Origin of the sequence: Vibrio sp. 2CM40D (assembly GCF_023161825.1) — a bacterium.
GTDB lineage: Bacteria > Pseudomonadota > Gammaproteobacteria > Enterobacterales > Vibrionaceae > Vibrio > Vibrio alginolyticus.
Genome location: NZ_JALNTL010000001.1, coordinates 208,029 through 234,070, shown reverse-complemented (window position 1 = coordinate 234,070; position 26,042 = coordinate 208,029). Strand labels below are relative to the sequence as shown.

The following is a 26,042-nucleotide window of genomic DNA, read 5'->3' as shown; positions in this document are numbered from 1 at the left end:
AAAAAGAGCGCTTTAAAGCGCTCTTTTTTAGTATTGAATTCGGAAGGGAGGTTCTTCCTATCTCTGCGAAGTTAAGCGGTTTGCTGCTTTAATTCGCCTTCAGCTTCTTCAACTGCTTCTGCTGTTGGTTCGCACTTATCAACAAACCAACCCATGTAAGAAGTGAAGATCGTTACGATGATACATACAAAACTCAGCCACATGAACGGGGCATAAGACAGTGTAGCAACACCCAAAATACTGGCCATGTAGATACCGTTGTCACTCCAAGGGACCATACCTGAGGTTAGCGTGCCGCCAAATTCTGCGTTACGAGACAAATTCTTACGTTTGTAGCCTAGACGGTCATAGTTCTTCGCACAGATTTTTGGGGTCAGGATAAGTGAAACGTACATCGCTGAACCAAATACGTTGCCCATAAAGGCCGTACCAATTGTGCTTGTTGCCAATGAACCTGCACTTTGAACGCGTTTTTCAAACAGCTTCGCGATAGTCTCTAGCACGCCTACTTTATCTAGTAGACCGCCAAAACCAAGGCCGAATACGATAACCGCTACCGACCCAAGCATTGAAGACATGCCGCCACGGTTAAGGATTGAGTCAATGAAATCTACGCCAGATGAGATTGCAAACGGAGCCCAAGCCGTGTTGAACGCGGTTAGGAAATCGACATCTTGGATCATCACTGCCCAAATAATACCTAGCAGAGAACCAAAACTGATCACTGGGAATGAAGGCATACGCATCGCTAGAAGTGACAATACGATGACCACAGGAACAAATGAGTAAGGGGTGATGTAGAACTGCTGTTCCATCGCCTTAATGACAGAGTCTACCTGGCTCATGTCAACTTGACCTGCGTAGTGGAAGCCAAATGCAGTAAACATAATGCCTGTAATAATGTAGCTAATGAGTGCTATCGGCAACATGCCTTTAATATGTTCCATCACTTCAACGTTAGACATAGATGAAGCAAGGATTACTGAATCCGATAGAGGCGACATTTTGTCACCAAAGTAACAGCCTGAAAGTACGGCACCTGCAGTGATTGGCGCAGGAACACCAAGACCTTGACCGATGCCCATCATTGCAATACCTGCCGTGCCAGCCGCACCCCAAGATGTGCCAGTCGCTAGCGCAGTCAATGAACAGATGATCATGGTCGCGAGCAAAAAGATGGAAGGGTGGATTGCTTTAAGGCCGTAGTAAATAATGGTTGGAACAATACCACCAGAGATCCAAGTACCTACAAGCGCGCCAACGGCCAAAAGGATTAAAACGGCTCCAAGTCCATTGGAAATGCCATTTAGTGCTGCTTTTTCCAGATCTTTATACTGATGGCCAAGCTTTATGCCCAATATCATGACAATGAACCAACCGATGTATAGCGCTAGCTGAATCGGTAGGTCTAGCTTGGCTGTGAACGAAAATGCCAGCAGGAGAAATAAACCGAGCGAGATAAATACCTGTATCAAGCTTGGTAGGCGTGGTGTAACTTGCTTCATATGTGCCTCTGTCAATCTTGGAGCAATAGAGGAAGGCGCTCCTTGTTGTAATCGCGCATAACATACATTAACAAAAATTATATTTCGAACATTTGGTGTTTTATCTTGATGTTCGTCGGTAAAAACGTTTGCTTGTGAAATTAACTGTTAGTTTGTTTTAACTTTTTTGGTTTTAAATGTTGTGTAATGTGAAATTATTGTGCTTCATGTGTTATTTTCTCATTGAGTGGTAAGACCAATTAGGGGGCTAAAGTGCTTTCCCTACTTGAAAAATGGTTAAAACCGCAAACCAAACACTAAAAAATCTCGTGTAACCCGGTTTTTCAGAGGAAAAGGTTAAAAAACGCGCTTATTTACAAAATAGGGGTTGAGATTTTGCTGTGAAAAATTAACTATGGGGTAGGTTTTTTAATACATGGAGAGTTAATACGATGAGAGTTGGTTTAGTTGGTTGGCGCGGTATGGTTGGTTCAGTCCTTATGCAGCGTATGGTTGAAGAGAAAGACTTCGACCTAATCGAACCAGTATTCTACAGTACTTCTCAAGTTGGTATTCCTGCTCCTAACTTAGGAAAAGACGCAGGCTTACTGCAAGACGCATATGATATTGAAAGCTTAAAACAGCTTGATGCGGTAATCACCTGTCAAGGTGGTAGCTACACAGAAAAAGTTTTCCCTGCACTTCGTCAGGCTGGTTGGAAAGGCTACTGGATTGACGCGGCCTCTACGCTACGTATGGCTGAAGATTCGATCATCACACTTGATCCAGTGAACTTAAAGCAAATCCAACAAGGCATCCACGGTGGCACGAACACATTTGTCGGTGGTAACTGTACGGTTAGTTTAATGCTAATGGGGCTAGGTGGTCTATTTGAGAAAGGCCTTGTTGAGTGGACAAGCGCAATGACTTACCAAGCCGCATCTGGTGCCGGTGCGCAAAATATGCGTGAATTGATCTCGCAAATGGGCGTTATCAATGACTCTGTGAGCTCTGAACTTGCAAACCCATCAAGCTCTATCCTAGATATTGATAAGAAAGTCGCGGATACAATGCGCAGCGGCTCTTTCCCTACCGATAAATTCGGTGTGCCACTAGCTGGTTCGTTGATCCCATGGATCGATGTGAAGCGCGATAATGGTCAGAGTAAAGAAGAGTGGAAAGCGGGCGCTGAGGCGAATAAAATTTTGGGTTCTCAAAGTTCACCTGTTCCAATTGACGGTACTTGTGTGCGTATTGGCGCGATGCGTTGTCACTCTCAAGCACTTACTATCAAGCTTAAACAAAATGTACCAATGGACGAAATCGAAGAAATCATCGCCACTCATAACGATTGGGTGAAAGTGATTCCTAACGACCGTGACATCACTGCTCAAGAGCTAACGCCGGCAAAAGTTACGGGCACAATGTCTGTACCAGTGGGTCGTCTACGTAAGATGGCAATGGGTGATGATTTCCTAAATGCTTTCACTGTTGGTGACCAACTGCTTTGGGGTGCTGCGGAGCCATTGCGTCGTACTCTGCGAATTATTCTGTCTGAGAAAGCATAATCACATCAATCCTTTATTTGATGACAAAATAAAAGAGCTCCTTAGGGAGCTCTTTTTTCATGCGTCGTCTTCCGTTCGAACGACTCTTTTGTCTGGATCGGCCAGTTCACTACCACAATGTTTACAGTAAATTGCGTCAGAGTCGTGCCCTGCGTGGGAGCAGTTTGGGCATTTCACCAATACTTTGTGCGATTGCATCTCTTGGTGTAATTCGGCAGTGAAAATACCTGTAGGTACCGCCAAAATGGAATAACCCAGTAACATGGTGAGTGATGCAAGCCCTTTACCTAGGTCTGTTTGAGGGACCAAGTCACCATACCCAACCGTTGTGATGGTCACGATCGCCCAATAAATACTTTTAGGAATGCTAGTAAATCCGTTTTCAGGTCCTTCAATGATAAAAATCAATGAGCCGAAAATCGTTACCATAATGGCGACGGAACTAAAGAAGATAAAAATCTTTCTGCGCGCCATAAGCAGTGAACGTAAGAGGATATTGGACTCTTGGAGGTATCGGACTAACTTGAGTATGCGGAATATTCGCATCACTCGCAGCGCCCTGATCACACCCATAAACGAAGCGGATGGGAAGAAGAGTGCTAAATAGGTGGGCAAAATCGCAAGTAAATCGACGACACCATAAAAACTCTTTGCGTAGGCGGCAGGTTTAGGAGAGCAATAAAGCCTTAGAAGGTATTCAATCGTGAATAGGCCAGTAAATGTGTATTCAATAAACTTCAGCTCTTTTTCCCACTCGGCCCGAACGGAGGGTATCGAATCTAACACCAGTACGATTAACGAACTGATGATCGCGATAATGAGAGCAATATCGAACGTTTTACCAGCTTTGGTATGAGTACCAAAAATGGTGACATATAGAGTATGTTTAAGAGAGTCAGTCGTCATGACAAAGCGATCCATTGTTGAATCGCTCTATCATACAATTTTATAGAAACTCAGGCTAATCCTGGAAATAAGTTGCGTAAGCCATTCGCAATGAACTCTATGCCAAGCGCGCCCAATATCAAACCCATGATACGAGTAATGACGTTGATTCCAGTTTGACCTAAAAATCGTACGATCAATGGGGCAGAGCGGAACAATAGCCATGAACAAAGGCAGAACAAACCAATCGTAATACTAATGCCCACGGTATCGAACATGCTTGGGTAGCGTGCACCATAAACAATAGTCGAACTGATTGCACCAGGACCTGCCATTAAAGGCATTGCAAGAGGGACCACACCAATCTGTTCACGACTGACGTATTCCGTTTTCTCTTGTTTGTTCTGCTTATCTTCCCCCAGTTTACCGCTCATCATCGAGAATGCGATGCTAAGTAATAGCAACCCGCCAGCGACACGAAACGAATCCAGAGAAATACTGAACATGTCTAACAGTAACTGACCAGCAAAAAGCGAAATGATCAGGATGATCGCAACAGCCACATTTGCTGTTGTTGCCGTATTGCGCTTTTCGTCTGGTGTCATATGCCCGGTTAGTGACACAAACACAGGCATGATACCAACAGGGTTTACTGCGGCGACCAAACCGAGAAAAAACTGCAAGAAGATAGCAAGTTCAAAAGTTTGCATGTTGCGTACTCATCAAAGTTCACATTAGTGAAAAGGAGAAGGGGTAATTTGGGCGTAATGTAAGGCAAAAGTTAGGTTGTAAGAAATGAAAAAAACTAACGCATTCCCTGCCATTTAAGTGAGAAAAACTAATTCTTTAATAAACTGTATCTAATCTGGAAAGGAAATGTTACGTATAAAGTTGCTGATAAATTGCACTGTTTTACATAAACGTTAACATTCGCACATTTTTGATAAAAACCAAGGTGGTTTGTAGAGAGATGTATTCGGTTCGATATACTCTCAGTAGCACAAAGAATTGGGCCTACATGTAATTTTGTTGGTCAAAAATGAAACTTTTTTACAGGTTGTTGTAGTTTCTTTTATTTATTTGTCCATTTGCTTCTTTTTTACTCAATAAAAAATGAAAGTTAATTTATTTGTTTATCAGTGATTTATGTCATTTTGGTGTGATGAGGCACCACTTTGGTAGTATTTAGGTGGTGAGAACTGATCCAAGTCAATTTTTTTCACACTCTGAAATATTATACTCAGTCCTGAAAGCAATTTACTAAGACGTTTGTTTTCTAAGTGACTGATAAACAGTAAAAACGATAAGTAATAGCCTTAGTAAAAAGTTTTTAATATTTGTTAATTTTAGGAGATTCCCTATGCCTGTAACTAATATGGCTGAACTAGATGCAATGGTTGCTCGCGTTAAGAAAGCGCAAGAAGAGTTCGCTACTTACTCTCAAGAGCAAGTAGATAAAATCTTTCGTGCAGCATCGCTTGCAGCTAACCAGGCCCGTATCCCGCTAGCTCAACAAGCGGTAGAAGAATCTGGTATGGGTATTGTTGAAGATAAAGTAATCAAGAACCACTTTGCTTCTGAGTTTATCTACAACAAATACAAAGACGAACAAACGTGTGGCATCTTAGAAGAGGATGACAACCTAGGTACTATGACTATCGCTGAGCCTGTAGGCATCATCTGCGGTATCGTACCAACGACTAACCCAACTTCTACAGCGATCTTCAAATCTCTAATCTCTTTGAAGACTCGTAACGGTATCATCTTCTCACCACATCCACGTGCGAAAAACTCAACTAACGATGCAGCTAAACTCGTTCTAGATGCAGCAGTAGCAGCAGGCGCACCAAAAGACATCATCGGTTGGATCGACCAGCCTTCTGTTGAGCTTTCAAACGCTCTAATGAAACACGATGACATCGCGCTTATCCTTGCAACTGGTGGTCCAGGCATGGTTAAAGCAGCATACTCTTCTGGTAAGCCAGCAATCGGTGTAGGTGCAGGTAACGTTCCGGTTGTTATCGATGAAACAGCAGACATCAAACGTGCTGTTGCTTCTATCCTTATGTCTAAGACTTTCGACAACGGGGTAGTATGTGCTTCTGAGCAAGCTGCAATCGTAGTTGATGAAGTATACGACGAAGTGAAAGAGCGTTTTGCTTCTCACAAAGCTTATGTCCTAAGCAAAGCAGAAGCTGATAAAGTTCGTAAAGTGCTTCTTATCGATGGCGCGCTAAACGCGAAAATCGTAGGTCAGCCAGCAGCAGCAATCGCTGAAATGGCAGGCGTTAAAGTTCCAGCAGACACTAAAGTTCTTGTTGGTGAAGGTCTGGGCAAAGTATCTCACGATGACGCATTCGCTCACGAGAAACTATCTCCAACTCTAGGTCTATTCCGTGCTGACAACTTCGAAGACGCGGTTGCTCAAGCGGTAACTATGGTTGAGATTGGTGGTATCGGCCACACATCTGGTCTTTACACTAACCAAGATACTAACGCTGACCGTATCCGTTACTTCGGTGACAAGATGAAGACAGCTCGTATCCTAATCAACATCCCGACTACTCACGGCGGTATCGGTGACTTGTACAACTTCAACGTTGCGCCATCTCTAACGCTAGGTTGTGGTTCTTGGGGTGGTAACTCTATCTCTGAGAACGTAGGTCCTAAACACCTAATCAACAAGAAAACTGTAGCGAAGCGAGCTGAAAACATGTTGTGGCATAAACTACCTAAGTCAATCTACTTCCGTCGTGGTAGCCTTCCAATCGCACTGGGCGACCTAGAAGGTAAGAAACGTGCATTCCTAGTAACTGACCGTTTCCTATTCAACAACGGTTACGCAGATGACGTAGTAAGCCTACTAAAAGCTCAAGGCATGGAAGTTCAAACATTCTTCGATGTTGAAGCTGACCCAACACTGTCTGTAGTAGAAAAAGGTGCGGCTCAAATGGCTAGCTACCAACCTGACGTTATCCTAGCGCTAGGCGGTGGTTCACCAATGGATGCAGCGAAAATCATGTGGGTAATGTACGAGCACCCAGAAACTCACTTTGAAGAACTAGCAATGCGCTTTATGGACATCCGTAAACGTATCTACAAGTTCCCTAAAATGGGTAAAAAAGCTGAGCTTGTATGTATCACTACAACTTCAGGTACTGGTTCAGAAGTTACTCCATTCGCGGTTGTTACTGACGACAAGACTGGTGCTAAATACCCACTAGCTGACTACGAAATCACGCCAAACATGGCAATCGTTGATGCGAACCTAGTAATGAACATGCCTAAGTCTCTAACAGCATTTGGTGGTTACGATGCAGTAACTCACGCTCTAGAAGCTTACGTTTCTGTTCTTGCTAACGAATACTCAGATGGCCAAGCTCTTCAAGCACTTAAGATGCTAAAAGAGTACCTACCATCAAGCTATGCGAACGGTGCAAATGACCCAATCGCTCGTGAGAAAGTACACAACGCAGCTACTATCGCTGGTGTTGCATTTGCGAACGCATTCCTAGGTGTTTGTCACTCAATGGCTCACAAACTGGGTGCTGAGTTCCACTTGCCACACGGCCTAGCTAACGCACTACTTATCTCTAACGTGGTACGTTACAACGCGAACGACAATCCAACTAAACAAACTGCGTTCTCTCAATACGACCGTCCACAAGCACGTCGTCGTTACGCTGAAGTTGCTGACCACCTAGGCCTAAGCCAAGAAGGTGACCGTACTGCTCAGAAGATTGAACGTCTACTAGCATGGTTGGATGAACTAAAAGTTAACCTAGACATCCCAATGTCTATCCAAGCGGCAGGTGTTGCTGAATCAGATTTCGTAGCGAAACTGGATGAGCTAGCGGTAGAAGCGTTCGATGACCAATGTACTGGTGCGAACCCACGTTACCCTCTAATCAGCGAACTTAAAGATGTGTTGATGGCTTCTTACTACGGTAAAGCATTTGTTGAAGGCGAAACTTTCGAAGGTACAACTGTTATCAAGAAGAAAGCAGACCAAGAAGCAGCAAAAGCAGCACCTAAAGCAAAGAAAGAAAAAGCTGACGCGTAATTAAAAAATCGAGTGAGCAAGGTTTTCGCTAGCACGGAACCTTAATCGGGAAAAGGTTAAAGCCCCAGTCAAATGACTGGGGCTTTTTTTATTTTGGTGCAGGAGTTACATCTGGCTTGGGAAAACAGAGTTGCTGTGTATGCTTACACTTCGGTCGCAACTACTCGGCCACTGAAGTATTCATTCGCGACGATGTATGCTGTGTTGCGGACTAGTTCGTCTTGGATCTCAGCCCAGTGCCTCTCGTTGAGCTCTTCTTTTGTATGATTTACCGAGGGAATAACGCCGCCCACTCGAATGTTGAATGGTGTGAGTTCTTTTGCCCAGCTGTGAGTAAAACCTGACACCAACGCCGCCATGCTTTCAACTCCCGTAAAGTCTTCATGGTTGTCATGAGAAATGACGTTAACAATGACGCCTTTCTTGTTTCTGGCTCGAAAGCGCTCTGCTCCTACTTGGCCGTAGGTATAAAGGAAGCGTGCCGCAGACGACAAGTGATCAATGTAAGTACTCATTGGTTCTGGCGCCATTAAGCCAGGCATAGGGGAGCTGGTCCAGCAATTAACAATCACATCTGGTGTCGCACGTAGCTGTGATTCTATCTGGTCAAACAATAAGTTAATGGACGTTGTGTTATCACTACACACATTCATCGCATACACTTTGTCAGTGAAAGCGCTGATTTGCTCATAGCTCGCTCTCAAAGCGCTAGAATTTTGGTCACAAAGAATCAACGTTGCTCCAAGGTGAGCAAAGTGATTTGCACAGGTTCTTCCTATAACCGAACCTGCAGACGTGACGAGAATAATTGATTCTTTGATATCCATAGCACCTTCACTGTATCCATATGTGAAAAACAATACACCAGTGGTTTGTGCTAATAGCATGGTTGAAATTCGTTGGGTTCAGTGTGAAAGGCTTCAAACTAACGCTTTCGAGTGAGGACTATTGTGCGGTAATTTGTAAGATGTCACATTTCTGACGTGTAGGTATTGCAAGCTATTGGATAAAAAGCGGATCTCTATGCTTTAGCTTGAATTTGATGCTGACGTTGAGCCGTCACTAGCTGATTATATAGCCCAGCATCTGGGATCAGTTGTTTGTTGCGTTCGCCCAATCTGCGTCGCTCATGACCAGATAGGTTGTGATAAACCTCCTCTGGTAGGTTGAATGTGTCTTCAGGCAGGTAAGTCAGCGCATCTGGTTTTAGGTAATGGCTCAGCTTTGCGGAAGGCAATCCTGCATCGTGAAACTGTTTCGCTTGTTCAGCTGCGAGTTCATAGCTGCTGCTATCAGAACGAAGAGCTTGAGGTTGCGATAAACCCAATTGTTGGCGAAGAATACTGTCACTGGTGATGACTTCCTGGACCTCTTCAACTGGGACCACATCTCGAACATCATTAGAGAACATAGACAGAATCAGCGAGAAATCCGCACGACGACCTTCGTGTACGGCATGGTTAATACCATTACCGAACTGAAGTTCGTTGATAATTGCAGCTTTGTCTAACGTATGAATTTGCATGATGTTCCTCGCTCGATGCTCTTTTAACGGCGTGGATAAGAAAAACTTTAGTAAAAGAGGGAATTATTTAAAGGTGCTAGGGAAGGCGAAACAAAAAAGCCCGCTAAATAGCGGGCTTTTGAATAAGACTAAATTGAACTTAGGGGGAAGTATATTACTTCGCTAGGTTCTCAGCTACGAAGTCCCAGTTTACTAGAGCCCAGAAGCCGTTCATGTAATCAGGACGTACGTTGCGGTAATCGATGTAGTACGCGTGTTCCCATAGGTCAACCGTTAGAAGTGGTGTTGTACCTTCTTCTGTTAGAGGAGTAGCAGCGTTAGAAGTGTTAACGATCTCTAGAGAGCCGTCAGCTTTCTTAACCAGCCAAGTCCATGAAGAACCGAAGTTGTTGATTGCTGAATCAGTAAACTTCGCTTTGAATTCTTCAAAAGAACCGAATGCTGCGTTGATTGCGTCTGCAACTGCGCCAGTTGGCTCGCCGCCCGCATTTGGAGCAAGACAGTGCCAGTAGAACGTGTGGTTCCAGATTTGCGCTGCGTTGTTGAATACGCCACCAGTAGAAGTCTTGATGATCTCTTCTAGAGTTTTGCCTTCGAACTCAGTACCAGGGATAAGACCGTTAAGCTTAACAACGTAAGTGTTGTGGTGCTTACCGTGGTGGTAGTCTAGAGTCTCTGCTGAGATGTGTGGTTCTAGTGCGTCTTTCGCGTAAGGAAGAGCTGGTAGTTCAAATGCCATTACTCGATTCTCCATTGATTTGAAAGGATGACCTTTCGATTGCTTCCAGTGTTTTTTTATAGCTATGTCGCCTTTAAGGCTGACTTGCTAAGTATTTTAGCAAGTTTTTACTTTATTAAAACCCCGATATGAAAATATTTTAAGAGGTTAGCAGTGGTGAAGTTCTGCATTGCTCGCCAATGAGCAACCTAAAATTAAGCCTTATTAATTATATGGTTTTTATTCTGTCGTTATTGAGTAGAATGTGGCAAATAAATAAAGTTCAAACCCATGAATGAGGAAGCGATGGAAACTATCGACAAAATCAAACAGCAGATCTCTGAAAACTCAATCCTGCTGTACATGAAAGGATCACCGAAACTACCTAGCTGTGGTTTCTCTTCTCAAGCGTCACAGGCACTAATGGCATGTGGTGAGAAGTTCGCTTACGTAGACATTCTGCAAAACCCAGATATCCGTGCTGAGTTACCAAAGTACGCGCAATGGCCAACTTTCCCTCAACTATGGGTTGAAGGTGAGCTTATCGGCGGTTGTGACATTATTCTAGAAATGTTCCAAAAAGGTGAACTGCAGCCTCTAATCAAAGAAGCAGCAGCGCGCGCTGAAGATCAAGCTGAGTAATTCGTAAATACTCACATTTAGCGATAGAATACGAAGGAGCCGTACTGGCTCCTTTTTCTTTTTAGGTTAGTGGAATGAACATAAAGCTTTATTATGTCCGGTAATGTCTCTAACCCTCGTGAAGCCTTGTAAACCCTTGTCCTACCTAGTGTGTTCAAAATGTCTTGTCCGAAATTTAACGCAGAGTAACGCTTAATTACGATGTGTGTCGCCATTTTGTCGCCACTTATGGCGGCTAGATATCTAGTGCTGTTAGAGGATTAAACCTCACCGCATCACTCAAATGGTTTGGGGAAAAGTGCGCGTAAATCATCGTGTGATCGATGTGCTGATGGCCGAGGATTTCCTTCAATACAAGAATGTTGCCGCCATTCGTCATAAAGTGGCTTGCGAAGGTATGGCGTAGAACGTGAGTAGCTTGGCCTTCTGGCAAATGGGGAAGGGCGATCGTTAACCACTTATACACCACGTTGTAACTACAGGTGAATAGGCGATCATTGGTCGGCTTATATATCTGGTGATATAACTCTTCAGAAATAGGCACCGTCCGGTTGCGTTTACCTTTGGTATTGCTGTAAGTGATCCGGTACTTCGCCAAGCTAGAACCTTTTAAAAATATTGCTTCCCGTACGCGTGCACCCGTCGCTAGACAAACCTTATACACTTTAATCAGTTCGTCACCAATTGGGCTTTGTCTCGCTACTTCGAACAAGTGGCGAATTTCTTGCTCGGTTAGGAACGCCAGTTCGGATTGAGGCTTTTTGATTGCCTCGATACCATCAGCTGGGTTTGGCAGTTTCCATTCACCAAGCTTTATCAGCTTATTGAACATTGCTTTGAGCAAACCGAAATCCACATTATTAGAAGCAATAGACAAGTCTTTGTGTTGTTTCCCTCGGCCTTTATTTGAGCGAGTCGCTCTATAGACTGCGAGTTGTTGTGCATTGAGATGCGAAGCAATAGGGTTGTTTAAATCTGAAACCATGCTTTCTAAACGAAGACGAGTATGGTCACCGGATTTTAGATTCTTACCATGCAACTGAAACCACAATGCAACTAGCTCAGACAAACGACGATGATCAGGTTTAACACCTAGCCAGGGCTTATCGTCTACTTCTCGCATGGTGAATCGTTCGAAAGCGGCTGCTTCACCTTTGGTAGCAAATTTCTTGCGGACGCGTTTACCTGAGCGACCATTTGGATAGCATTCACATAGCCAAGGTGTCTTAGAGCCGTCTTTTAAATTTCTAATGGACATAGTATTATAACGAGGCTGTATATACATACAGTTTAATTCGTGCTCATACGTTAAACAATGTTTTCTGTCGTATACATTAAACAAAGTCTTTGAGCCGAAAGAATGACAAACTCCAGTGACACTGTGTTATCGCATGAGGTAATATAGTCGGTCGTTTATTGATACCATTAACATTTAGGGCGTTAAGTTGTCTGCTAATCAACCAATTATTTTTTCTTTTTTCTCTGGTAGTGGTTTCTTAGATTTAGGCTTTGAAAAGTCTGGATTTGATGTTCGCTTTGTTAATGAGTTCCATAAGCCTTTTCTAGATGCATACATATACTCAAGAAAGGTGATGAAATTACCCGAGCCGAAGTATGGCCACTTTCTTGGCAGTATCGAAGACTTTGTGACTGATGATAAAGCTCCTGAATTAAGCAATTATGTTAAGGATGCCAAAGCTGATTCTTTAGTTGGTTTTATTGGTGGTCCTCCATGCCCAGATTTCTCTGTTGCAGGTAAAAACAAAGGCTCTGAAGGGGAAAACGGAAAATTAAGCCGTGTTTACATAGATGCAATCATTAAAAACCAACCGGACTTTTTCTTGTTCGAGAACGTAAAAGGGCTTTGGAGAACGGTTAAGCATCGAGCTTTTTATGATGAGATGAAACTACGTTTAGAAGATGCTGGTTATATTCTGACAGACCGTTTGACCAACTGTATTGAATATGGTGTTCCACAAGATAGGGATCGTATCTTGTTGTTTGGTATTCATGAATCTCATGTCGGGAACATTAGTTCTGAACAGCTAAATACAGAGTTTGACTGGGAAGCCAAGATTAAATTCGATAGCAAGATTGTTCTTAATAAAGAAATGTGGCCGAGACAAGAAACATATGCTCAAGATTCTAAGAAACTATGTCCCGCTTCTTTGACAAAGTTTCAAGAACTCACAGTAGAGCACTGGTTCAAGAAGAATGATGTCTACAATCATCCCAATGCAAAGCATCACTTTAAGCCTCAATCTATGCATAGATTCCAGACAATTTTGGAAGGTGACGATAGTAAGAAGTCATTTAAACGCCTTCATCGCTGGCGTTATTCCCCTACAGCAGCCTATGGAAACAATGAAGTTCATCTTCACCCATATAAAGACAGACGTTTAAGTGCTGCTGAATCTTTGGCAATTCAATCATTGCCAAAAGAGTTTTGCTTTCCTCCGACCATGACTTTATCGGATATGTTCAAAACTATCGGTAATGGAGTCCCGTATTTAGCTGCGGAAGGGTTAGCCCAAACCATTCGAACATACCTCAAAACACTTTAAAGAAAAGGAGCTTAACGGCTCCTTTTCTATACGTTTCACAACGTTAAGAATCGTTTGACTACATTTATAACTCACTCATGATAGACTATGACTAGTAAAAATTCAGACTAGGCGTAATTCATGCACTTTAAAGATGTTTTAGCAGATATAGAAAAGTTAGTTGGAAAAGAGCTCCACTCCATTAACCCTAAAACTCCCTCAATTTATGTGAACGCATTAGACAGAAGCTCAGAGAAGTACTTCGTGTCCAATAGTCCTAAATCGAAAGGCACTGCTCGATCTTTTCGCGAATTAGAAGATATTTGGAATGAGCTGACGGTCAAAGGCTTTAGCAATGTCGATCAAGCACTTTATGGCGGAGGTAGTAGTCGGAATCAACCTGAAACAGTGTTTGCACACCTACCTTATATTCAACATTTTAGATATAAAAATCGCAAGCACCTATTATTACGTAACGAATCGGTACATGAGTTAGGTATTCTGTCGGAGCTTAAGTCATCTGAGCTCCGGATGGTTAGAAAAAAAATTGATAACTATACCGCCTTATCTAACCAGACTATTGCTGATTCACAAGCTTCAATCATACAGACGCTGAAAAGTGCCTTTGATGCGGTAACTAAGAAGTTCCCGGGTGATGTGATTGTTGAGGAAGCAGAAAGTGCTGTAAATAATTTACTTATATTAAATCAAAAGGTTAGTGATGCTGTTGTTACTCTTGATGGGTCAATATCCTCACGTGATGAAGATGTTGTTGGCTCGTCTAGTTCAGATAAATCCATCGATGAGTTGATCGATGATGAGTCACTTACGGGTATTGCAAATGATGACGAAAAAGAAGCCGTCGGCCCTATACTCCAAGGAAAAACCAAGATACGACAGTTAACTCCTGTAGTCTCATTGATTTTCGATCGATTGAGTTTTGGGGAGATTGAGTTACAGCCTGATTTCCAAAGGAAAGATAGGGTTTGGCCAGACCCGAGAAAATCCAAACTTATCGAATCCATTCTAATGGGGTTGCCTTTACCGGTCTTTTATTTTGCAGAAAAACCAAATGGAGACTGGATTATTGTTGACGGTTTGCAACGTATTACAACCATATATGACTTTATGCGCGGAGAGTTTTCGCTAAATGGACTTGAGGTATTAGAGGAACTTAATGGTAAAGATTTCAGCGGGCTAGAGCGAGCGGAGCAACGAAAGATTCGTGAATACCCATTGACCGCGCATTTGATTGATATGGCAACAGATAAAGACAATATTATCGTTGAGCTTTTCCATCGTATTAATACTTATGGAGTCAAATTAAGTGAACAAGAAATTCGTTCAGCTTTAAACCAAGGTACAAGCGTCAAGTTCCTGAGGTATCTAGCATCTACTCCTGAATTTAAATCCGCTACTCATGGGAAGATTAAATCAGACCGACAAAAAGATATGGAACTGTGTTTGTCTGCATTGTCTTTCATGCTTCGCGGTTACAAAAGTTTTGATAACCAATATAACAAATACCTTTCAGATGCAATGGAAAGCATGAATGCCCATACCCTTAAACTAGATGATGAAGATTTATTAGATGAGGGTATGTCCAAGTTATCGGCAGAGTACAGTCCAGTTTATAAATTAATAGCAGACAAGTTTAAGAATGGATTAAAAATCGCAGAGCAAGTATTTGGTGACTATGCGTTTAAAAAAATACCGGACTCGGCAAAGAAAGTCCCTATTAGTAAGCCTCTCTTTGAGCTGATAGTTACATATTTTTCAGAGCTATCTGAAGAGCAGGCGTACCAAGTAATATCACGTAGTGATGAGTTAATCGACATGTTGTATGAAGCGATTGATAAGGACTCGTCAGACTATGCAGAGTGGGAGTCTGCTAAATACGAAAATGAAGGTCGAGGATTACAGTACTCAATAAGCCAGTCTACGGGTAAGAATGTCACAGTTAGATTCCGATTTGAATCATTCAGGGAAATTTTAAAACAAAGCACAGGCGTCGATGTAGAGCTATCACCGATTTTGTCAGGAGTTAACCAATGATTAATAGTATTGAGATCCACAATTTCAAGTGCTATAAGCACAAGAAGTTTGATTTTTCTGAACTAACGGTATTTTGTGGTACCAACTCTGTCGGTAAGAGTACAGCAATTCAAGCGCTTTCAATTCCGCTTCAATCTAGATTTGATAAGGTCGCCAAGTTAAACGGACAGTTAGTGTCGGTAGGTTTTGGCAACGATATCCATCATAAAGACAATACGGGGCAGGTTGGCCAAGATTTAAGCTTGTCTGTGAAAGTCGATTTAGATGGATACGTACTTGAATGGGGTTATCAAGAGCTAGATGACTCAAGTAAAGATTTACAATTATTGGGTGGTTATTCAGAGATATTACCTGAGGGGTTTAAGAGTTTAGTCTCAAATTTTCAATACTTACAAGCAGATAGACTAGGCCCTCAGAATAGTTTTGATTTGATCGAAGGCAGTCGTTTTCATGAGCATTGGTTAGGAGCGAAGGGCGAATTTACTTCAGAAGTGCTCTCACGCTCTCAGAAGTACAAACCTTTGTATCTGGGTGGTGCTTTTGAACCTACGAAAGATAATTCTGATCCAAGAATGCATCAGTCAGATAGCAGAGATGGGTTGCTTCGTCAGATTAATGCGTGGCTGAATGAAATTAGTCCAGGGATAGAACTAAACCCCGATTTAATCGAGGAAGCTGTAGCGTCAGTTAATATATTTGGGCAGAACTATAGAAGTAAGATAAAACCACAAAACGTCGGTTTTGGTGTTAGTTACGTGCTGGGTATTGTAACTGCATTGCTTAATACGCCTAAAGGTGGGTTGGTTATAATTGAAAACCCAGAGGCTCATTTACACCCTAAAGGACAAAGCTATTTAGGACGACTTATTGCTCTAACAGCACAAGCTGGTGTTCAAGTTATAGTAGAAACACATAGTGATCACTTACTGAACGGTATTCGTGTAATTACGAGATTGAAAGAGGACTTTGCTCCAGAGCTGTTTACGCTTTACTACATTTCACAAGGTGAGCAGCAAAGTAATGTAGAAAAAATAACCATCGCTAAAGATGGTAAATTATCTAATTGGCCTGATGGGTTCTTTGACCAACAAGCTCAAGATATGTTCATGATTATGACTGGACAATCGCAGCTCCCAACTAAAGGAGCTTAATCTTGAAAGCTAACATTTGTTTTGTTCCAGAAAGTTTCGATTTTTCAAAAGATCAAAAGTCAGTAGCGTTATCAATCAAAGCTTCTTCAGAACTAGTCGAAAAATACCTTAAGGATGATGGATTTATTTTATTTTCTAAATCAAATGATTTTGATGACATGGCTGCAAATGAGCTGTTTCAGCAACCACAACATTTAGATGCTGGTACTATAATGGGGTTGCTCTATGATGCAAATATGGGAAACGCTAGTACTATCGCTGATCTAGATTCTGAGTCAGTGGTTGCTTTGGTAAATGCTGCTAAACCAGAATATGATGGCGCATGGATGTCTCTATATTCATCGGATTCAAATAATATTTTAACTACTCAATTGCACCGTAACATCGTAGATGGCAGCAGTTTGGTTGAATTCTGTTCGGATGTGCTTGTAAATAATCCAAGAACTCACGGTGAGTATGCGAAGAGTTTTGTTCAGTTATATCGAAATCTAATCTTTCTGGATTACCCAGGGCACCAAGAAAATACGACTTTTGATAGTATTCGAAAAACAGAGGGAGGCTATCAATCCTTTATTAAAGGTATTACAGATTGTCTTACTTTTATGGATCAGTATGAAATAATTCCTCATGATTCTCAGAATAACCTAAATAATCTCAATGCAAGTTTAGACTTCCCAGTTACCCCTGAAGGTACGGGGAAAAACAAGCGAACAATAGCGGCCTTAAAAAGAGACTTTTTAATTAATAATGTCGAATATAAGAATGTTAATTGTGAGTATCATTATAAGTTAGAGCGAATTGATGGAGCTAACGGCAAAGGTACTTACTATTTCAACCGTATTTATTTTGGTTTCTTTAACAAAATAGACCCTGAAAATCCGCAAATTGCTATAGCGCATATTGGTGAGCATTTATAAAAAGCGGCTATAAGTCGCTTTCTTTTTCTAAAATCGTTTGTCGAAGCGCCTTAGTTAACGCTTTTCTTTCTGAACTGTAGTGAAGTTTTCTATGACAGTTAGGGCAGAGTGCTGCGCAGTTCTCTACAGTATCAGGACCGTCATCCTTTAAACGAGTTAAGTGGTGCACCTCTAAAAATGGTGCGCCATCTTCTTTTTCAAAAGGTGCATCATCCCCACAAAGTTCGCAGTTACCATCTGCTCTACGAATAACCCAACCTTTAACCTTACCTGACCGCTTGTAAATTTTTGTTGTTGTCTCAACAAAGCCTGGTGTTTCATCACCAGTGGGTTTTTTCGGTGTTTTCTTCGCTTTAACTACGGATTGCATCTCAGCATCGGTTAAACCGACACCAGTATATGTATGCTTAAGCTTGTCTGCGATTAGGCGCTCAATAATTGGTGCTTGTTTTAAACCAACATTTGGTAATCGACCTAAACCAGAAACTACAGGTAGATCCATTAACATCATTATGTGCGTGATGTTCGACATTCTTCTGCCGAAAGCTTTTGGTGTGCGACCAAACTTATCTGCAAGGTTTTGATAGCATTTGCTCTTTACATAAGGAATACCGGCCTCATCTTTATGAAGCATTTCCAAATAGGCATCTACCGCTTCAGACAACTCTTGTTCAGACCAATCATTTCTTTTTGCCAATTACTTCTTCTCCATCACCAATGCAACTCTACCCACAACTCTTACTTCATCCTCCTCTACTGTCAAAGTTGAGCCATTAAAGCTGATCGCTAGTTTCTTACCTGGTAGGCGTTGGATTTGGTTTAGAGAGAATAGGCCATCCATGTCGACTAGGTACGTGCCATTAATTGCCTGTAAATTTTCTTTATCTACGATATATGTTCGGCCGTTTTCACGTATTGCCATTGGATTTGATACTTCAATCTCGTCTAGATAAGCCTTATCAAAAGTTAATGTCTGTATGTTTTCTAATTTTCCGTTCTTAATATTGAATGAGTCAATGTCGAACAAGAACTTGGTCTCCATCCGTTTTGATTCATGTTTGTGAGAATCTCTGTTCGGAAATGGCTCGCCTTCACCAAGTGTTAACCACTTTAATGAAACACCTGTATACATGTGAGCTCGCAGAACTACTTCGTACGGGCAAAGCCCGCGCTTGTGCCAGGTGGCTATTGTAGAAGCAGAAACATCTAAACGCTCACCTAAGTCTCGAATAGTCTTAGTCCCCAGTATCTCATGAAGACGATCTGTGACGAATTTCCCACCTTGATAATCAAAAGGGGGCAATTTGGCTTGATTTGTTCGCATATACGATCAATAATCCAATTCAAATGGACCGCGAGCTGCAACTCATAAGTCCGGTGTTAAACATTTACCAACGCAAAAGGATATCACTATGCTCTCATATCAAGTAGTCCTAAATACACCTTTCATGACGTACGACCAATATTCCCAGTTCTCTGGTATGCCTAAGCGTACCATCATGGATTGGGTGGCAGATGGTCGCTTACCTATTAAAACTAAAGCAAAAGGTAAAGAAACACCGCTTATCAACATGGTGGCGTTACTTGAAATTGCTACACGAGAAGCAATGGAAAACTTGGGGTAGGTGATCATGCGCTTATCTTCCTTAATTCCAACCAAAGAGCATTGCCCTTGGTGGCTACACATCCTTGGTTGGGGTTTTGTTTTCGTACCGTATTTCTTCAATTGAGTATTCGCTATGAACGAAATTGACTCAATGTGCGAATTACGTGGCTCTAAACAAAAGGCATTTAACGAAGCGTGTTGTGCATTTGCGAACTCGGAGAACATGACCAAGTTAGCAAAAGCCGTAGGAATGAATGCCACCATGCTGCGCAATAAGCTCAACCCTGAGCAGCCGCACGTTCTAACCAACGTAGAACTTGTGCTGATAACCAAAGCGAGTGGTAACTACACCATTCTTAATAGCCTTTTGCTTGGCCTTGGTGTGGTGATGGCGCATATCCCAAGTGATGCGAGTGAAGAAACCTTTATCAAGCGGGCGCTCGAAAACGCGGTGCACTCTGGCGACCTATCTCGCATGGCGCTGGAACACGGCGGAAGCAGCCGCATTAGCCGTTCACACAAGCAAACCATCATCGACAAGGCGCATTGCAGTATCAGCAATCTGGTCGCGCTTATCTCTGATCTTGAAAGTCGCACAACGGGCATCACGCCATTACTAAGTATGAGCGTGGATTTCATCGCCAGTGGTGCACCGATTCCTGGACTGAGTTAACTCCAGAGAATAGTAAGGATATTTCCAAATGATAACGATTGAACTAAACACCCTAGAAGAAGCTTTACACATACAGAACGTTGCTGCGCTGAACATCAGCAAGTACCAGCAGAACCAAGTCGAAGGGCAAGAGTGCCAGCAAAACTCAAATATTCGTCTTTGGCAAGATATTAGGCGACAAGCGGGTTTAGAAATGAAAGCCATCTCTGAGAGAGGAGAGCGTGCCTAATGCAATACGTAGCTATTCGACTTTTTGGTGATGGTGCGATGAAGCGCCACAAACACACTCAAGAGCCAGAAACAACGGTGCTTGGAGATTTCGATTCGTTAGACGATGCCGTTAATCAAGCCTGTGAACAGCTGAACTGTAATCATGTCCGCCGTGGTGTATTAAGCGAAGGGGAAGGATTAGGTGGGTTTATCGTCGTAGATGCACAGGAGTTTACCGAGATATGAGCATTCAAACTATTACTGAACCCTGTCATTTACCTTGTCCGGATCTGCCGCATTACTCTTTGACAAAGGAAGACAAAGAACGTGGCCTTGTTTGGTTAGAGAAGGTACGAGCTGAGCTTGAAGCAAAACGAGCAACAACAGAAACAGAGCGTGAGCGACGCAAAAGAGTTTGGCTCACGAAACAAAAGCAAAAGTCTTTGCGTTTACCTAATCGTGTGGTGGCACGTTCTTAACTTTCATGAAGAAGAACAACATTAACCTAAACAATCCACTAAATCGACTCCCAAGCAATCTGCATCGGGAGTTGATTTCTTATCTGGATAATCAAAAAGGTACTTCCCAACTTTCTTTCGTGAATGGCGTATGGGTTCATGATGGTGAACTTACACCGCGAGAAAGAGTATTTGAGTTTGCGTCTATGACTGCTAACAAGCTCAAGCTACCTTTCGATATCCGCAACTATATTGATAAAGCGGCCTCGAGCCGATTAAAAAAGTATGGCTTTAAGCGTGCAATTGAGTTTATTGAAAAGCGCAGTAGCGCTGTTGCATCTGCGTTTTCCGTGTTACCTGAAGCTTGGTGGAAAGTTGATAATGAAATCAAAAGAGCGAAATTGGCTGTTGAAATGGCCGGGCGCTGCGGAAATCGAGTCAGGCTCGCGTCAGAGCATGGGCTCTCACCAATTGAGACAATCTCATTTATCAATGAATTTACAGGCGCTTCTCTGTGGCTACCTCATTTCGCACATGTTGAGGATACCAACCAAGCATATTCAATGATTGTTAGGCTAATGGATGAAGCGTTTTGGCGCAGGGCTATTGGCCGTATTGTTGTTGCGGTATTTGAGAATGCTCGTCGTGCTGCTGGTATGGTTTCGCCACATAGCTCACCTTATGCTTCTAACTCTGCTTGTGAATGGTTAACTATTCGCCAAGACCGTCAACGAGAGTGGATTGAGTTGATGGCGATAGAGTCCGAAAGCGGGGATGTCGTTGACCTAAAAACAGTCATTGATTCGTCTCAAAGCAATCCTGCAAATCGTAGACATGAGCTAATGACGCGCATTGCTGGTTGCCAGGAATATGCAGAGAGCAATGATCATGTCGCAATCTTTGTCACCATGACCTCACCGAGCCGATTTCACAGGCTCAAACAACACGGTAAATACTGGATAGAAAACCCCAAGTTTGACGGAGCTAACCCTAAAGACGCACATGCTTGGCTAAGCCATGGCTGGAATTTGTTTAGAGCCTGGGCCGATTACCGTGAGTTAGTGTATTACGGTATGAGAGTAGTCGAGCCTCACCAAGACGGCACACCTCACTGGCATGGCGTATTTTTCATGCCGTTAGAGCACGTAAAGGCGTTCATCGCAGGGCTTGAAGCGTATCAGTTTAGAGAGCCCAAAGACCTATATTTTGAAGATGGCACACCAAGAACCAAAGCGATGAAAGCGCGCTTTGATGCAAAGTTGATCGATAAATCTGCCGGAGGTGCCGTTGCTTATCTTGCTAAGTATATTTCGAAAAACGTTGATGGTTTTGCCCTTGAAGGCGAAGTCGACCGAGACAATAAAAGAGCCAAGCTTCAAGAAACCGTAAAGAACGTCACCGCTTGGTCACGTACATTCTGCTTTCGTCAGTTCCAATTCCAGAAAACTCCGCCAGTGACCATTTGGCGAGAGCTTCGTCGTATCGATGAAGAGCAAGAATACTGCTTGTTTGAAAAGGCCAGAAGAGCGGCCGACTGTGGTTTCTTTTCTGCTTACATGGATTATATGGGCGGGCATCGGCTTAGATCGTCTGAGCGTCCAATCCGCTTAGTTACAAAAGAACGCGAAAACAAATACGGAGAAATTGTTACTGTCACTGATGGGGTGGAAGGTTCAGGTTTACTTGTTTATACGCGAGAAACGGAATGGAAACTCATTAAGAAAGACTCCGACTTGTCGGAGGCTTCTGAAGGGAGCGGGAGCGACCGCCCTTGGTCCAGTGGCAATAACTGTAGAATTCCACCTAAAAGCCAAAAAATACTCGATAAGTACCTCCTGGAAATGGAGTTAGACCGGTCTGATCCCGCTTGGGAAAGCTTCATGAAAGAAGAAGGTGTACCAACTTAGATAAAAGAGCTCGGACGGTGAGCTTCTCCATATCAACTTTCGATACAGTGACATTGGCTGCAAAGAATGGGTAGAAAACTGTATGTATATACAGTATATTGGCGATGTAGTTGTTAAGGGTATTGATATGTCTAATAAAAACCAGTTATTCCAGAAAGCACTGGAGCTCATCATCGATGGAGTAGCATTAAGCACTGAAGCCGAAAGCCGTGCGCAGGTCGGTGCGTATTTGATGGGGTTAGTGGTCGCAGACAATCAAGGTAAACTCGATAACGACAAAGTAGAAGCCATTCAGATGATCATCCAAATGGCTGATGAAGTGGATAGTCCAGAGTTCAAGTTATAGCATTGAAAGTTGCTGCTTCAGCTCTTTTCTCTGATCTGGTGCTAGAGCTTTAACCAAGTTAAATGCCATCTGTGAAGTTGTCCTCGCAGAAGGGCTAAGCGTGTGGCTGTAAGACAAGTTCATCACAAATGTGTGCCCACACTCTGCATCACTACAAGAACAATATAAGTCTGTATAACCCGCAGATATACGGTTGGATTTTTGGATGCGGCTTTTACAACCACACTCCGGACACAATACTCTCATACAAGAACCTAACTTATTGACTGACCAAATAATGATACGTCAAAGGGCTGTGTTTTTGTACAGGTTTATGAGCTTTCTCCAAACGTAGTATTAAATTTAAAATGTAGATTTTTGATATTTTTTATCTCGGGATCGTTGTTAACTTCATCCATAATTAATTCGCATACGGGGATGATTTCGTCTTTGGCATACTCACTGCCAATTTTGACAGGATCACCTAGATTAGTCGTTCCCTGGGGAATGATTCCTGCTTTTCCTATAGGGAAGCGATGGCCTACGAGAATGTCTTGCGCAGTGATGTTTTTGATTCGCTCAAATTCATCTTTTGTCGCTATATCGCCCACCGGGATTAGCTGAATACCTTTTTCTGCACCGCCTGGAATATTAACAAACATACTTCTAAAGTTACCCACCCCTTTAGAGCTCGCGATTTTTTCCTTCAGCATTTGTTCGTCGTCATCACTAAGGTTTGGATCCGTGGCGTAAAAAATGAATCCCATGTGTGCACCGTTCTTGTAATAGCGACGACGAAATAGCGTTGCATCTCGATTTAGTAAGCTGCTTTGTAAACTACCTAGATAATCAGGTAGGCCATAAACTTGCTGTTGCAGGTCTTCTTGAGGCAAAAAAATGATGTCATTCTCTTTGTACACTCGTTGCTTGTTGTCTCGCTCTAGCAAAACGAAGTCCCCATTTTTACGTCTACGCAGATACATGGTCGGTAGAGGAAACAAGCGTACAACACGCTTGAAGTGGTCTCGGATTTTTAAAAATGCGGCATCACCAAACGTGAAGTAGTTATTACAAAAAGATTGAATCTGCCGACGTCTTGAACCTCCACCTGAAATAAAACGGGCAGCAACATAATTTGCTCGAGCTTTAAGTAAAGACCCGTGATAGGCGTTTGCACGAGAAGTTTCTGCTAAGCCCTGGCGTGAGATTGGTGGTTCCCAGTAACCATCAGTGTCGTTATAGAAAAGCTCAGAATATGAAGTCATCCAACTGGTTGAGTCAATTGCCTCAGGCGTTGAGTCAAGGTGATAAACAGATTCCGCATGTTGCTCCTGTTGTACTAGTTTGTCTTTTTGATTGTTCATGCTGCAGTCGCCCAGGTTGATTTCGTTGGTGTGTTGTGGTCTAGAGGCTCATTGATAATGGCGTGTGAAATGGCCCAAAACGCATCGGCGTGACCTGTTGTTTCACTTCGCTCTGCTTTAAAGGTCATAGCGTTACCGCTATTGGTCGGCACTCGTTTAATCGCCATGAATGCCATAGCAATATCTTTGTGTTCTGCATCAAACTGAAGTCGTTTTGCTTCTACGATATCGATCATCTTCATTACTAGGCGATTCTTGTTTTCGTTGCTGTAATGTATGGCGTGGGCTTCACGAGGGTGCTTTTTCTTAATTAAGTCCCAAACACCACCGCCAATGCCTGTAGTATCAACGCCTATGTAAGTGACTTTGTAGCGTTGAAATACCTTTTCAATCTCACTCACGTGGTATTGGAAGTTAAGCCCTTTCCAGTAGTGCTTCTCTAAGACACGAAACTTTTCACCTGCAACTGCCGGTGGAGCTATTACTACCAAACAAGCATTATCTCGCGTTCGGCTAGGGTCATAACCCAACCATACTTCACGCCCGGCAAACGGTGATTTTGTTTTCGGCTTGAAGTCCTGCCAGTGGGCAGAGTCAATCATGCCTTTTTCGAGGTCAGAGAATTTGAATACAGACAAAGAGCCGTCGACGAAGATACACATAAACAGGTTATCGAAATCGTCTTTACTGTATTCGTCCTTCAGTTCTTCAATATCAAATAGTTCACAGCCGCCTGCTGCAGCGTCTTCAATAGTGACGACATATCGCCACTGCTTATCAGGGCAAAGTACACCACCATCGCGATATTCATCGAACGTTGGAAACTCAATTTTGGCGCGTGAGTCTCTGCCTTTTCGCCATTGGTCGCCCGTCCAAAACGGATATGCCTGGTGCATTTTCGATGATGGTGTCGAAAAGTAGGTTTTACGCCATTTTTTATGGGTAGCCATTGCCGAAGCGAGTTTGTTTAGTTCGTCAAACTTCGGTATCCAGAAATACTCATCAACATAAACATGGCCGTGGTAACTCTGCGCGGTTTTGCTATTGGTAGATAAAAAGCGGAGTTCAGCGCCATTGGAGAGAATGATCGGGTTTCCAGTCAGCTCTATGTCTAAGAACTCTTTTGCAATAGCAATGATGTAGCTGCGGAATACTTCCGCTTGAGCTCGTGATGCTGACAAAAAGATCTGGTTATCGCCGGTCAGAATCGCATCTTCTAACGCTTCACCACTGAAGTAGTAAGTTGCGCCAATCTGGCGGGACTTAAGAATGTTTCGAATACGCTGTTTTATGTTGTTGCGCATTACATGCTGATAGGCAAACAGGGAGTCATGCCATGTGACAAAGTCATCTTCACTCAGTTCGCTGATGTCATTCTTTTTACTTTTACGTTTCTTGGTCGATTTTGAATTACTGCTAGATTTCTGGCTGTTACGGCTATTTGTACCGTCGTGCTTTTTATTCCCTGTATTTAAAGGTTGCTCACCTTGCTGCTTTTCTTGTGCCCTTTGTTTCTTTAATGCAGCGTGATGCTTGATAAGCCGATCGAGCATGTCTAGTTGGTTTTTTGTGGGGTCAACAAGTTCAAGCAGTGTTTGAATTCGATTTGCTATCGCTTCATCAATGGTTTGTTCACGCAACATATCGCGCCAACCGAATTTGTCTGCCCAGTAATAAATGATGCGCTCATTATTCAGGTTCAGTTCGGTAGCGATTTCACGTGGCGTCCAAGCTTTCAAATAGAGTGCTCGGGCGGCTTGTCGTATTTCGGGAGAATATGCCATAAGCGCATCATACGCGCCGAAAACTTGCAAATGACTAACTTAAATTCGGATGAATTCGGATATGGGCTAAATCCGAATTGCAAGGAATTGAAGTGGCTGAAACCACTCATTCAAAGGCGTATTGTTTGCCGTGATCGAGATTTATTTGACGTGATTTAACTAGG

26 protein-coding genes are annotated in these 26,042 nt (G+C 42.8%); 14 read left to right on the top strand and 12 right to left on the bottom strand.

All coding sequences use genetic code 11. The features are described from left to right. Positions 1-71 precede the first annotated feature (71 nt). Positions 72-1,505 carry a Na+/H+ antiporter NhaC gene (gene nhaC / locus MTF70_RS01080; RefSeq protein ID WP_206954792.1) on the bottom strand — a complete coding sequence of 478 codons (1,434 nt, stop codon included), beginning with the start codon at positions 1,503-1,505 and terminating at the stop codon, positions 72-74. A 431-nt stretch (positions 1,506-1,936) separates the two neighbouring features. On the opposite strand from nhaC, the gene asd reads away from it, so the two are divergent. After that, a complete protein-coding gene (gene asd, locus MTF70_RS01075) occupies positions 1,937-3,052 on the top strand; it encodes an aspartate-semialdehyde dehydrogenase (protein ID WP_005380727.1) in 1,116 nt (371 codons plus the stop codon). A gap of 57 nt (positions 3,053-3,109) precedes the next feature. Here asd and MTF70_RS01070 read toward each other — a convergent pair whose 3' ends face one another. Together MTF70_RS01070 and MTF70_RS01065 are read right to left on the bottom strand one after the other, a co-directional pair. Further along, positions 3,110-3,973 (bottom strand): ion transporter, encoded by an 864-nt coding sequence (locus MTF70_RS01070; protein WP_005380728.1) that lies wholly within the window; start codon positions 3,971-3,973, stop codon positions 3,110-3,112. A 35-nt stretch (positions 3,974-4,008) separates the two neighbouring features. Then, the gene (locus tag MTF70_RS01065; protein ID WP_005380729.1) at positions 4,009-4,647 is read right to left on the bottom strand and encodes a YchE family NAAT transporter; all 639 of its coding nucleotides are present in this window, start codon (positions 4,645-4,647) and stop codon (positions 4,009-4,011) included. 650 nt (positions 4,648-5,297) lie between these two features. Here MTF70_RS01065 and adhE point away from each other — a divergent pair. Continuing rightward, positions 5,298-8,000: a bifunctional acetaldehyde-CoA/alcohol dehydrogenase gene (gene adhE, locus MTF70_RS01060; RefSeq protein WP_005380731.1), complete on the top strand. Its 2,703-nt coding sequence runs from the start codon at positions 5,298-5,300 to the stop codon at positions 7,998-8,000. Between the two features lie 143 nt (positions 8,001-8,143). Here adhE and MTF70_RS01055 read toward each other — a convergent pair whose 3' ends face one another. The 3 genes from MTF70_RS01055 to sodB form a co-directional block, all read right to left on the bottom strand. Beyond that, positions 8,144-8,887: an SDR family oxidoreductase gene (locus MTF70_RS01055; RefSeq protein WP_005380732.1), complete on the bottom strand. Its 744-nt coding sequence runs from the start codon at positions 8,885-8,887 to the stop codon at positions 8,144-8,146. Positions 8,888-9,021: 134 nt separating this feature from the next. Further along, entirely contained in the window at positions 9,022-9,525 is a 504-nt protein-coding gene (locus MTF70_RS01050) for a VC2046/SO_2500 family protein (protein WP_033907342.1), read from the bottom strand. A 154-nt stretch (positions 9,526-9,679) separates the two neighbouring features. Further along, on the bottom strand, positions 9,680-10,264 hold the full coding sequence (gene sodB, locus MTF70_RS01045) for a superoxide dismutase [Fe] (RefSeq protein ID WP_005396533.1): 585 nt from the start codon (positions 10,262-10,264) through the stop codon (positions 9,680-9,682). A 285-nt stretch (positions 10,265-10,549) separates the two neighbouring features. On the opposite strand from sodB, the gene MTF70_RS01040 reads away from it, so the two are divergent. Then, positions 10,550-10,885: a Grx4 family monothiol glutaredoxin gene (locus MTF70_RS01040; RefSeq protein ID WP_017635833.1), complete on the top strand. Its 336-nt coding sequence runs from the start codon at positions 10,550-10,552 to the stop codon at positions 10,883-10,885. Between the two features lie 235 nt (positions 10,886-11,120). On the opposite strand, the gene MTF70_RS01035 is transcribed toward MTF70_RS01040, so the two are convergent. After that, positions 11,121-12,143, bottom strand: coding sequence for a tyrosine-type recombinase/integrase (locus tag MTF70_RS01035; protein ID WP_248393821.1), 1,023 nt, complete (start codon positions 12,141-12,143; stop codon positions 11,121-11,123). 187 nt (positions 12,144-12,330) lie between these two features. On the opposite strand from MTF70_RS01035, the gene MTF70_RS01030 reads away from it, so the two are divergent. The 4 genes from MTF70_RS01030 (at position 12,331) to MTF70_RS01015 (ending at position 17,551) form a co-directional block, all read left to right on the top strand. Further along, a complete protein-coding gene (locus MTF70_RS01030) occupies positions 12,331-13,449 on the top strand; it encodes a DNA cytosine methyltransferase (RefSeq protein ID WP_140315759.1) in 1,119 nt (372 codons plus the stop codon). A gap of 120 nt (positions 13,450-13,569) precedes the next feature. Beyond that, the gene (locus MTF70_RS01025; RefSeq protein WP_140315757.1) at positions 13,570-15,483 is read left to right on the top strand and encodes a DUF262 domain-containing protein; all 1,914 of its coding nucleotides are present in this window, start codon (positions 13,570-13,572) and stop codon (positions 15,481-15,483) included. Then, positions 15,480-16,634 carry a DUF3696 domain-containing protein gene (locus MTF70_RS01020; RefSeq protein ID WP_140315755.1) on the top strand — a complete coding sequence of 385 codons (1,155 nt, stop codon included), beginning with the start codon at positions 15,480-15,482 and terminating at the stop codon, positions 16,632-16,634. Before MTF70_RS01025 ends, MTF70_RS01020 begins: the two co-directional genes overlap by 4 nt. A gap of 2 nt (positions 16,635-16,636) precedes the next feature. Then, positions 16,637-17,551 (top strand): hypothetical protein, encoded by a 915-nt coding sequence (locus tag MTF70_RS01015; RefSeq protein WP_140315753.1) that lies wholly within the window; start codon positions 16,637-16,639, stop codon positions 17,549-17,551. Positions 17,552-17,558: 7 nt separating this feature from the next. Here MTF70_RS01015 and MTF70_RS01010 read toward each other — a convergent pair whose 3' ends face one another. Together MTF70_RS01010 and MTF70_RS01005 are read right to left on the bottom strand one after the other, a co-directional pair. Next, positions 17,559-18,248, bottom strand: a complete 690-nt coding sequence (locus MTF70_RS01010; RefSeq protein ID WP_140315751.1) for an HNH endonuclease signature motif containing protein — start codon at positions 18,246-18,248, stop codon at positions 17,559-17,561. Further along, positions 18,249-18,875 carry a phage repressor protein CI gene (locus tag MTF70_RS01005; RefSeq protein WP_140315749.1) on the bottom strand — a complete coding sequence of 209 codons (627 nt, stop codon included), beginning with the start codon at positions 18,873-18,875 and terminating at the stop codon, positions 18,249-18,251. 88 nt (positions 18,876-18,963) lie between these two features. On the opposite strand from MTF70_RS01005, the gene MTF70_RS01000 reads away from it, so the two are divergent. From MTF70_RS01000 to MTF70_RS00970, 7 genes are all read left to right on the top strand, one after another. Further along, positions 18,964-19,176 carry a hypothetical protein gene (locus MTF70_RS01000; RefSeq protein ID WP_045607456.1) on the top strand — a complete coding sequence of 71 codons (213 nt, stop codon included), beginning with the start codon at positions 18,964-18,966 and terminating at the stop codon, positions 19,174-19,176. Positions 19,177-19,290: 114 nt separating this feature from the next. Then, complete coding sequence (locus MTF70_RS00995; protein WP_140315747.1) at positions 19,291-19,830, top strand: phage regulatory CII family protein; 540 nt, start codon at positions 19,291-19,293, stop codon at positions 19,828-19,830. 28 nt (positions 19,831-19,858) lie between these two features. Then, positions 19,859-20,059 (top strand): hypothetical protein, encoded by a 201-nt coding sequence (locus tag MTF70_RS00990; RefSeq protein WP_064368671.1) that lies wholly within the window; start codon positions 19,859-19,861, stop codon positions 20,057-20,059. Next, the gene (locus tag MTF70_RS00985) at positions 20,059-20,286 is read left to right on the top strand and encodes a hypothetical protein (protein WP_140315745.1); all 228 of its coding nucleotides are present in this window, start codon (positions 20,059-20,061) and stop codon (positions 20,284-20,286) included. The genes MTF70_RS00990 and MTF70_RS00985 overlap by 1 nt, the downstream gene beginning before the upstream one ends. Then, positions 20,283-20,519 (top strand): hypothetical protein, encoded by a 237-nt coding sequence (locus tag MTF70_RS00980; protein WP_031821628.1) that lies wholly within the window; start codon positions 20,283-20,285, stop codon positions 20,517-20,519. The genes MTF70_RS00985 and MTF70_RS00980 overlap by 4 nt, the downstream gene beginning before the upstream one ends. Positions 20,520-20,524: 5 nt before the next feature. Next, a complete protein-coding gene (locus MTF70_RS00975) occupies positions 20,525-22,405 on the top strand; it encodes a replication endonuclease (protein WP_248393819.1) in 1,881 nt (626 codons plus the stop codon). A gap of 127 nt (positions 22,406-22,532) precedes the next feature. Beyond that, entirely contained in the window at positions 22,533-22,751 is a 219-nt protein-coding gene (locus tag MTF70_RS00970; protein ID WP_025517538.1) for a hypothetical protein, read from the top strand. Here MTF70_RS00970 and MTF70_RS00965 read toward each other — a convergent pair. From MTF70_RS00965 to MTF70_RS00955, 3 genes are all read right to left on the bottom strand, one after another. Next, positions 22,746-22,997: an ogr/Delta-like zinc finger family protein gene (locus tag MTF70_RS00965; RefSeq protein ID WP_234499374.1), complete on the bottom strand. Its 252-nt coding sequence runs from the start codon at positions 22,995-22,997 to the stop codon at positions 22,746-22,748. The genes MTF70_RS00970 and MTF70_RS00965 overlap by 6 nt on opposite strands. 65 nt (positions 22,998-23,062) lie before the next feature. Continuing rightward, the gene (locus MTF70_RS00960; protein ID WP_234499373.1) at positions 23,063-24,094 is read right to left on the bottom strand and encodes a phage portal protein; all 1,032 of its coding nucleotides are present in this window, start codon (positions 24,092-24,094) and stop codon (positions 23,063-23,065) included. Continuing rightward, positions 24,091-25,878, bottom strand: a complete 1,788-nt coding sequence (locus MTF70_RS00955; RefSeq protein WP_234499372.1) for a terminase family protein — start codon at positions 25,876-25,878, stop codon at positions 24,091-24,093. The genes MTF70_RS00960 and MTF70_RS00955 overlap by 4 nt, the downstream gene beginning before the upstream one ends. Positions 25,879-26,042: the final 164 nt, after the last annotated feature.

What these genes read in the sequence shown, in the direction of transcription:
- nhaC (WP_206954792.1), bottom strand. Translation starts at nt 1,505, where the DNA reads ATGAAGCAAGTTACACCACGCCTACCAAGCTTGATACAGGTATTTATC.
- asd (WP_005380727.1), top strand. Translation starts at nt 1,937, where the DNA reads ATGAGAGTTGGTTTAGTTGGTTGGCGCGGTATGGTTGGTTCAGTCCTT.
- MTF70_RS01070 (WP_005380728.1), bottom strand. Translation starts at nt 3,973, where the DNA reads ATGGATCGCTTTGTCATGACGACTGACTCTCTTAAACATACTCTATAT.
- MTF70_RS01065 (WP_005380729.1), bottom strand. Translation starts at nt 4,647, where the DNA reads ATGCAAACTTTTGAACTTGCTATCTTCTTGCAGTTTTTTCTCGGTTTG.
- adhE (WP_005380731.1), top strand. Translation starts at nt 5,298, where the DNA reads ATGCCTGTAACTAATATGGCTGAACTAGATGCAATGGTTGCTCGCGTT.
- MTF70_RS01055 (WP_005380732.1), bottom strand. Translation starts at nt 8,887, where the DNA reads ATGCTATTAGCACAAACCACTGGTGTATTGTTTTTCACATATGGATAC.
- MTF70_RS01050 (WP_033907342.1), bottom strand. Translation starts at nt 9,525, where the DNA reads ATGCAAATTCATACGTTAGACAAAGCTGCAATTATCAACGAACTTCAG.
- sodB (WP_005396533.1), bottom strand. Translation starts at nt 10,264, where the DNA reads ATGGCATTTGAACTACCAGCTCTTCCTTACGCGAAAGACGCACTAGAA.
- MTF70_RS01040 (WP_017635833.1), top strand. Translation starts at nt 10,550, where the DNA reads ATGGAAACTATCGACAAAATCAAACAGCAGATCTCTGAAAACTCAATC.
- MTF70_RS01035 (WP_248393821.1), bottom strand. Translation starts at nt 12,143, where the DNA reads ATGTCCATTAGAAATTTAAAAGACGGCTCTAAGACACCTTGGCTATGT.
- MTF70_RS01025 (WP_140315757.1), top strand. Translation starts at nt 13,570, where the DNA reads ATGCACTTTAAAGATGTTTTAGCAGATATAGAAAAGTTAGTTGGAAAA.
- MTF70_RS01020 (WP_140315755.1), top strand. Translation starts at nt 15,480, where the DNA reads ATGATTAATAGTATTGAGATCCACAATTTCAAGTGCTATAAGCACAAG.
- MTF70_RS01005 (WP_140315749.1), bottom strand. Translation starts at nt 18,875, where the DNA reads ATGCGAACAAATCAAGCCAAATTGCCCCCTTTTGATTATCAAGGTGGG.
- MTF70_RS01000 (WP_045607456.1), top strand. Translation starts at nt 18,964, where the DNA reads ATGCTCTCATATCAAGTAGTCCTAAATACACCTTTCATGACGTACGAC.
- MTF70_RS00995 (WP_140315747.1), top strand. Translation starts at nt 19,291, where the DNA reads ATGAACGAAATTGACTCAATGTGCGAATTACGTGGCTCTAAACAAAAG.
- MTF70_RS00990 (WP_064368671.1), top strand. Translation starts at nt 19,859, where the DNA reads ATGATAACGATTGAACTAAACACCCTAGAAGAAGCTTTACACATACAG.
- MTF70_RS00985 (WP_140315745.1), top strand. Translation starts at nt 20,059, where the DNA reads ATGCAATACGTAGCTATTCGACTTTTTGGTGATGGTGCGATGAAGCGC.
- MTF70_RS00980 (WP_031821628.1), top strand. Translation starts at nt 20,283, where the DNA reads ATGAGCATTCAAACTATTACTGAACCCTGTCATTTACCTTGTCCGGAT.
- MTF70_RS00975 (WP_248393819.1), top strand. Translation starts at nt 20,525, where the DNA reads ATGAAGAAGAACAACATTAACCTAAACAATCCACTAAATCGACTCCCA.
- MTF70_RS00970 (WP_025517538.1), top strand. Translation starts at nt 22,533, where the DNA reads ATGTCTAATAAAAACCAGTTATTCCAGAAAGCACTGGAGCTCATCATC.
- MTF70_RS00965 (WP_234499374.1), bottom strand. Translation starts at nt 22,997, where the DNA reads ATGAGAGTATTGTGTCCGGAGTGTGGTTGTAAAAGCCGCATCCAAAAA.
- MTF70_RS00960 (WP_234499373.1), bottom strand. Translation starts at nt 24,094, where the DNA reads ATGAACAATCAAAAAGACAAACTAGTACAACAGGAGCAACATGCGGAA.
- MTF70_RS00955 (WP_234499372.1), bottom strand. Translation starts at nt 25,878, where the DNA reads ATGGCATATTCTCCCGAAATACGACAAGCCGCCCGAGCACTCTATTTG.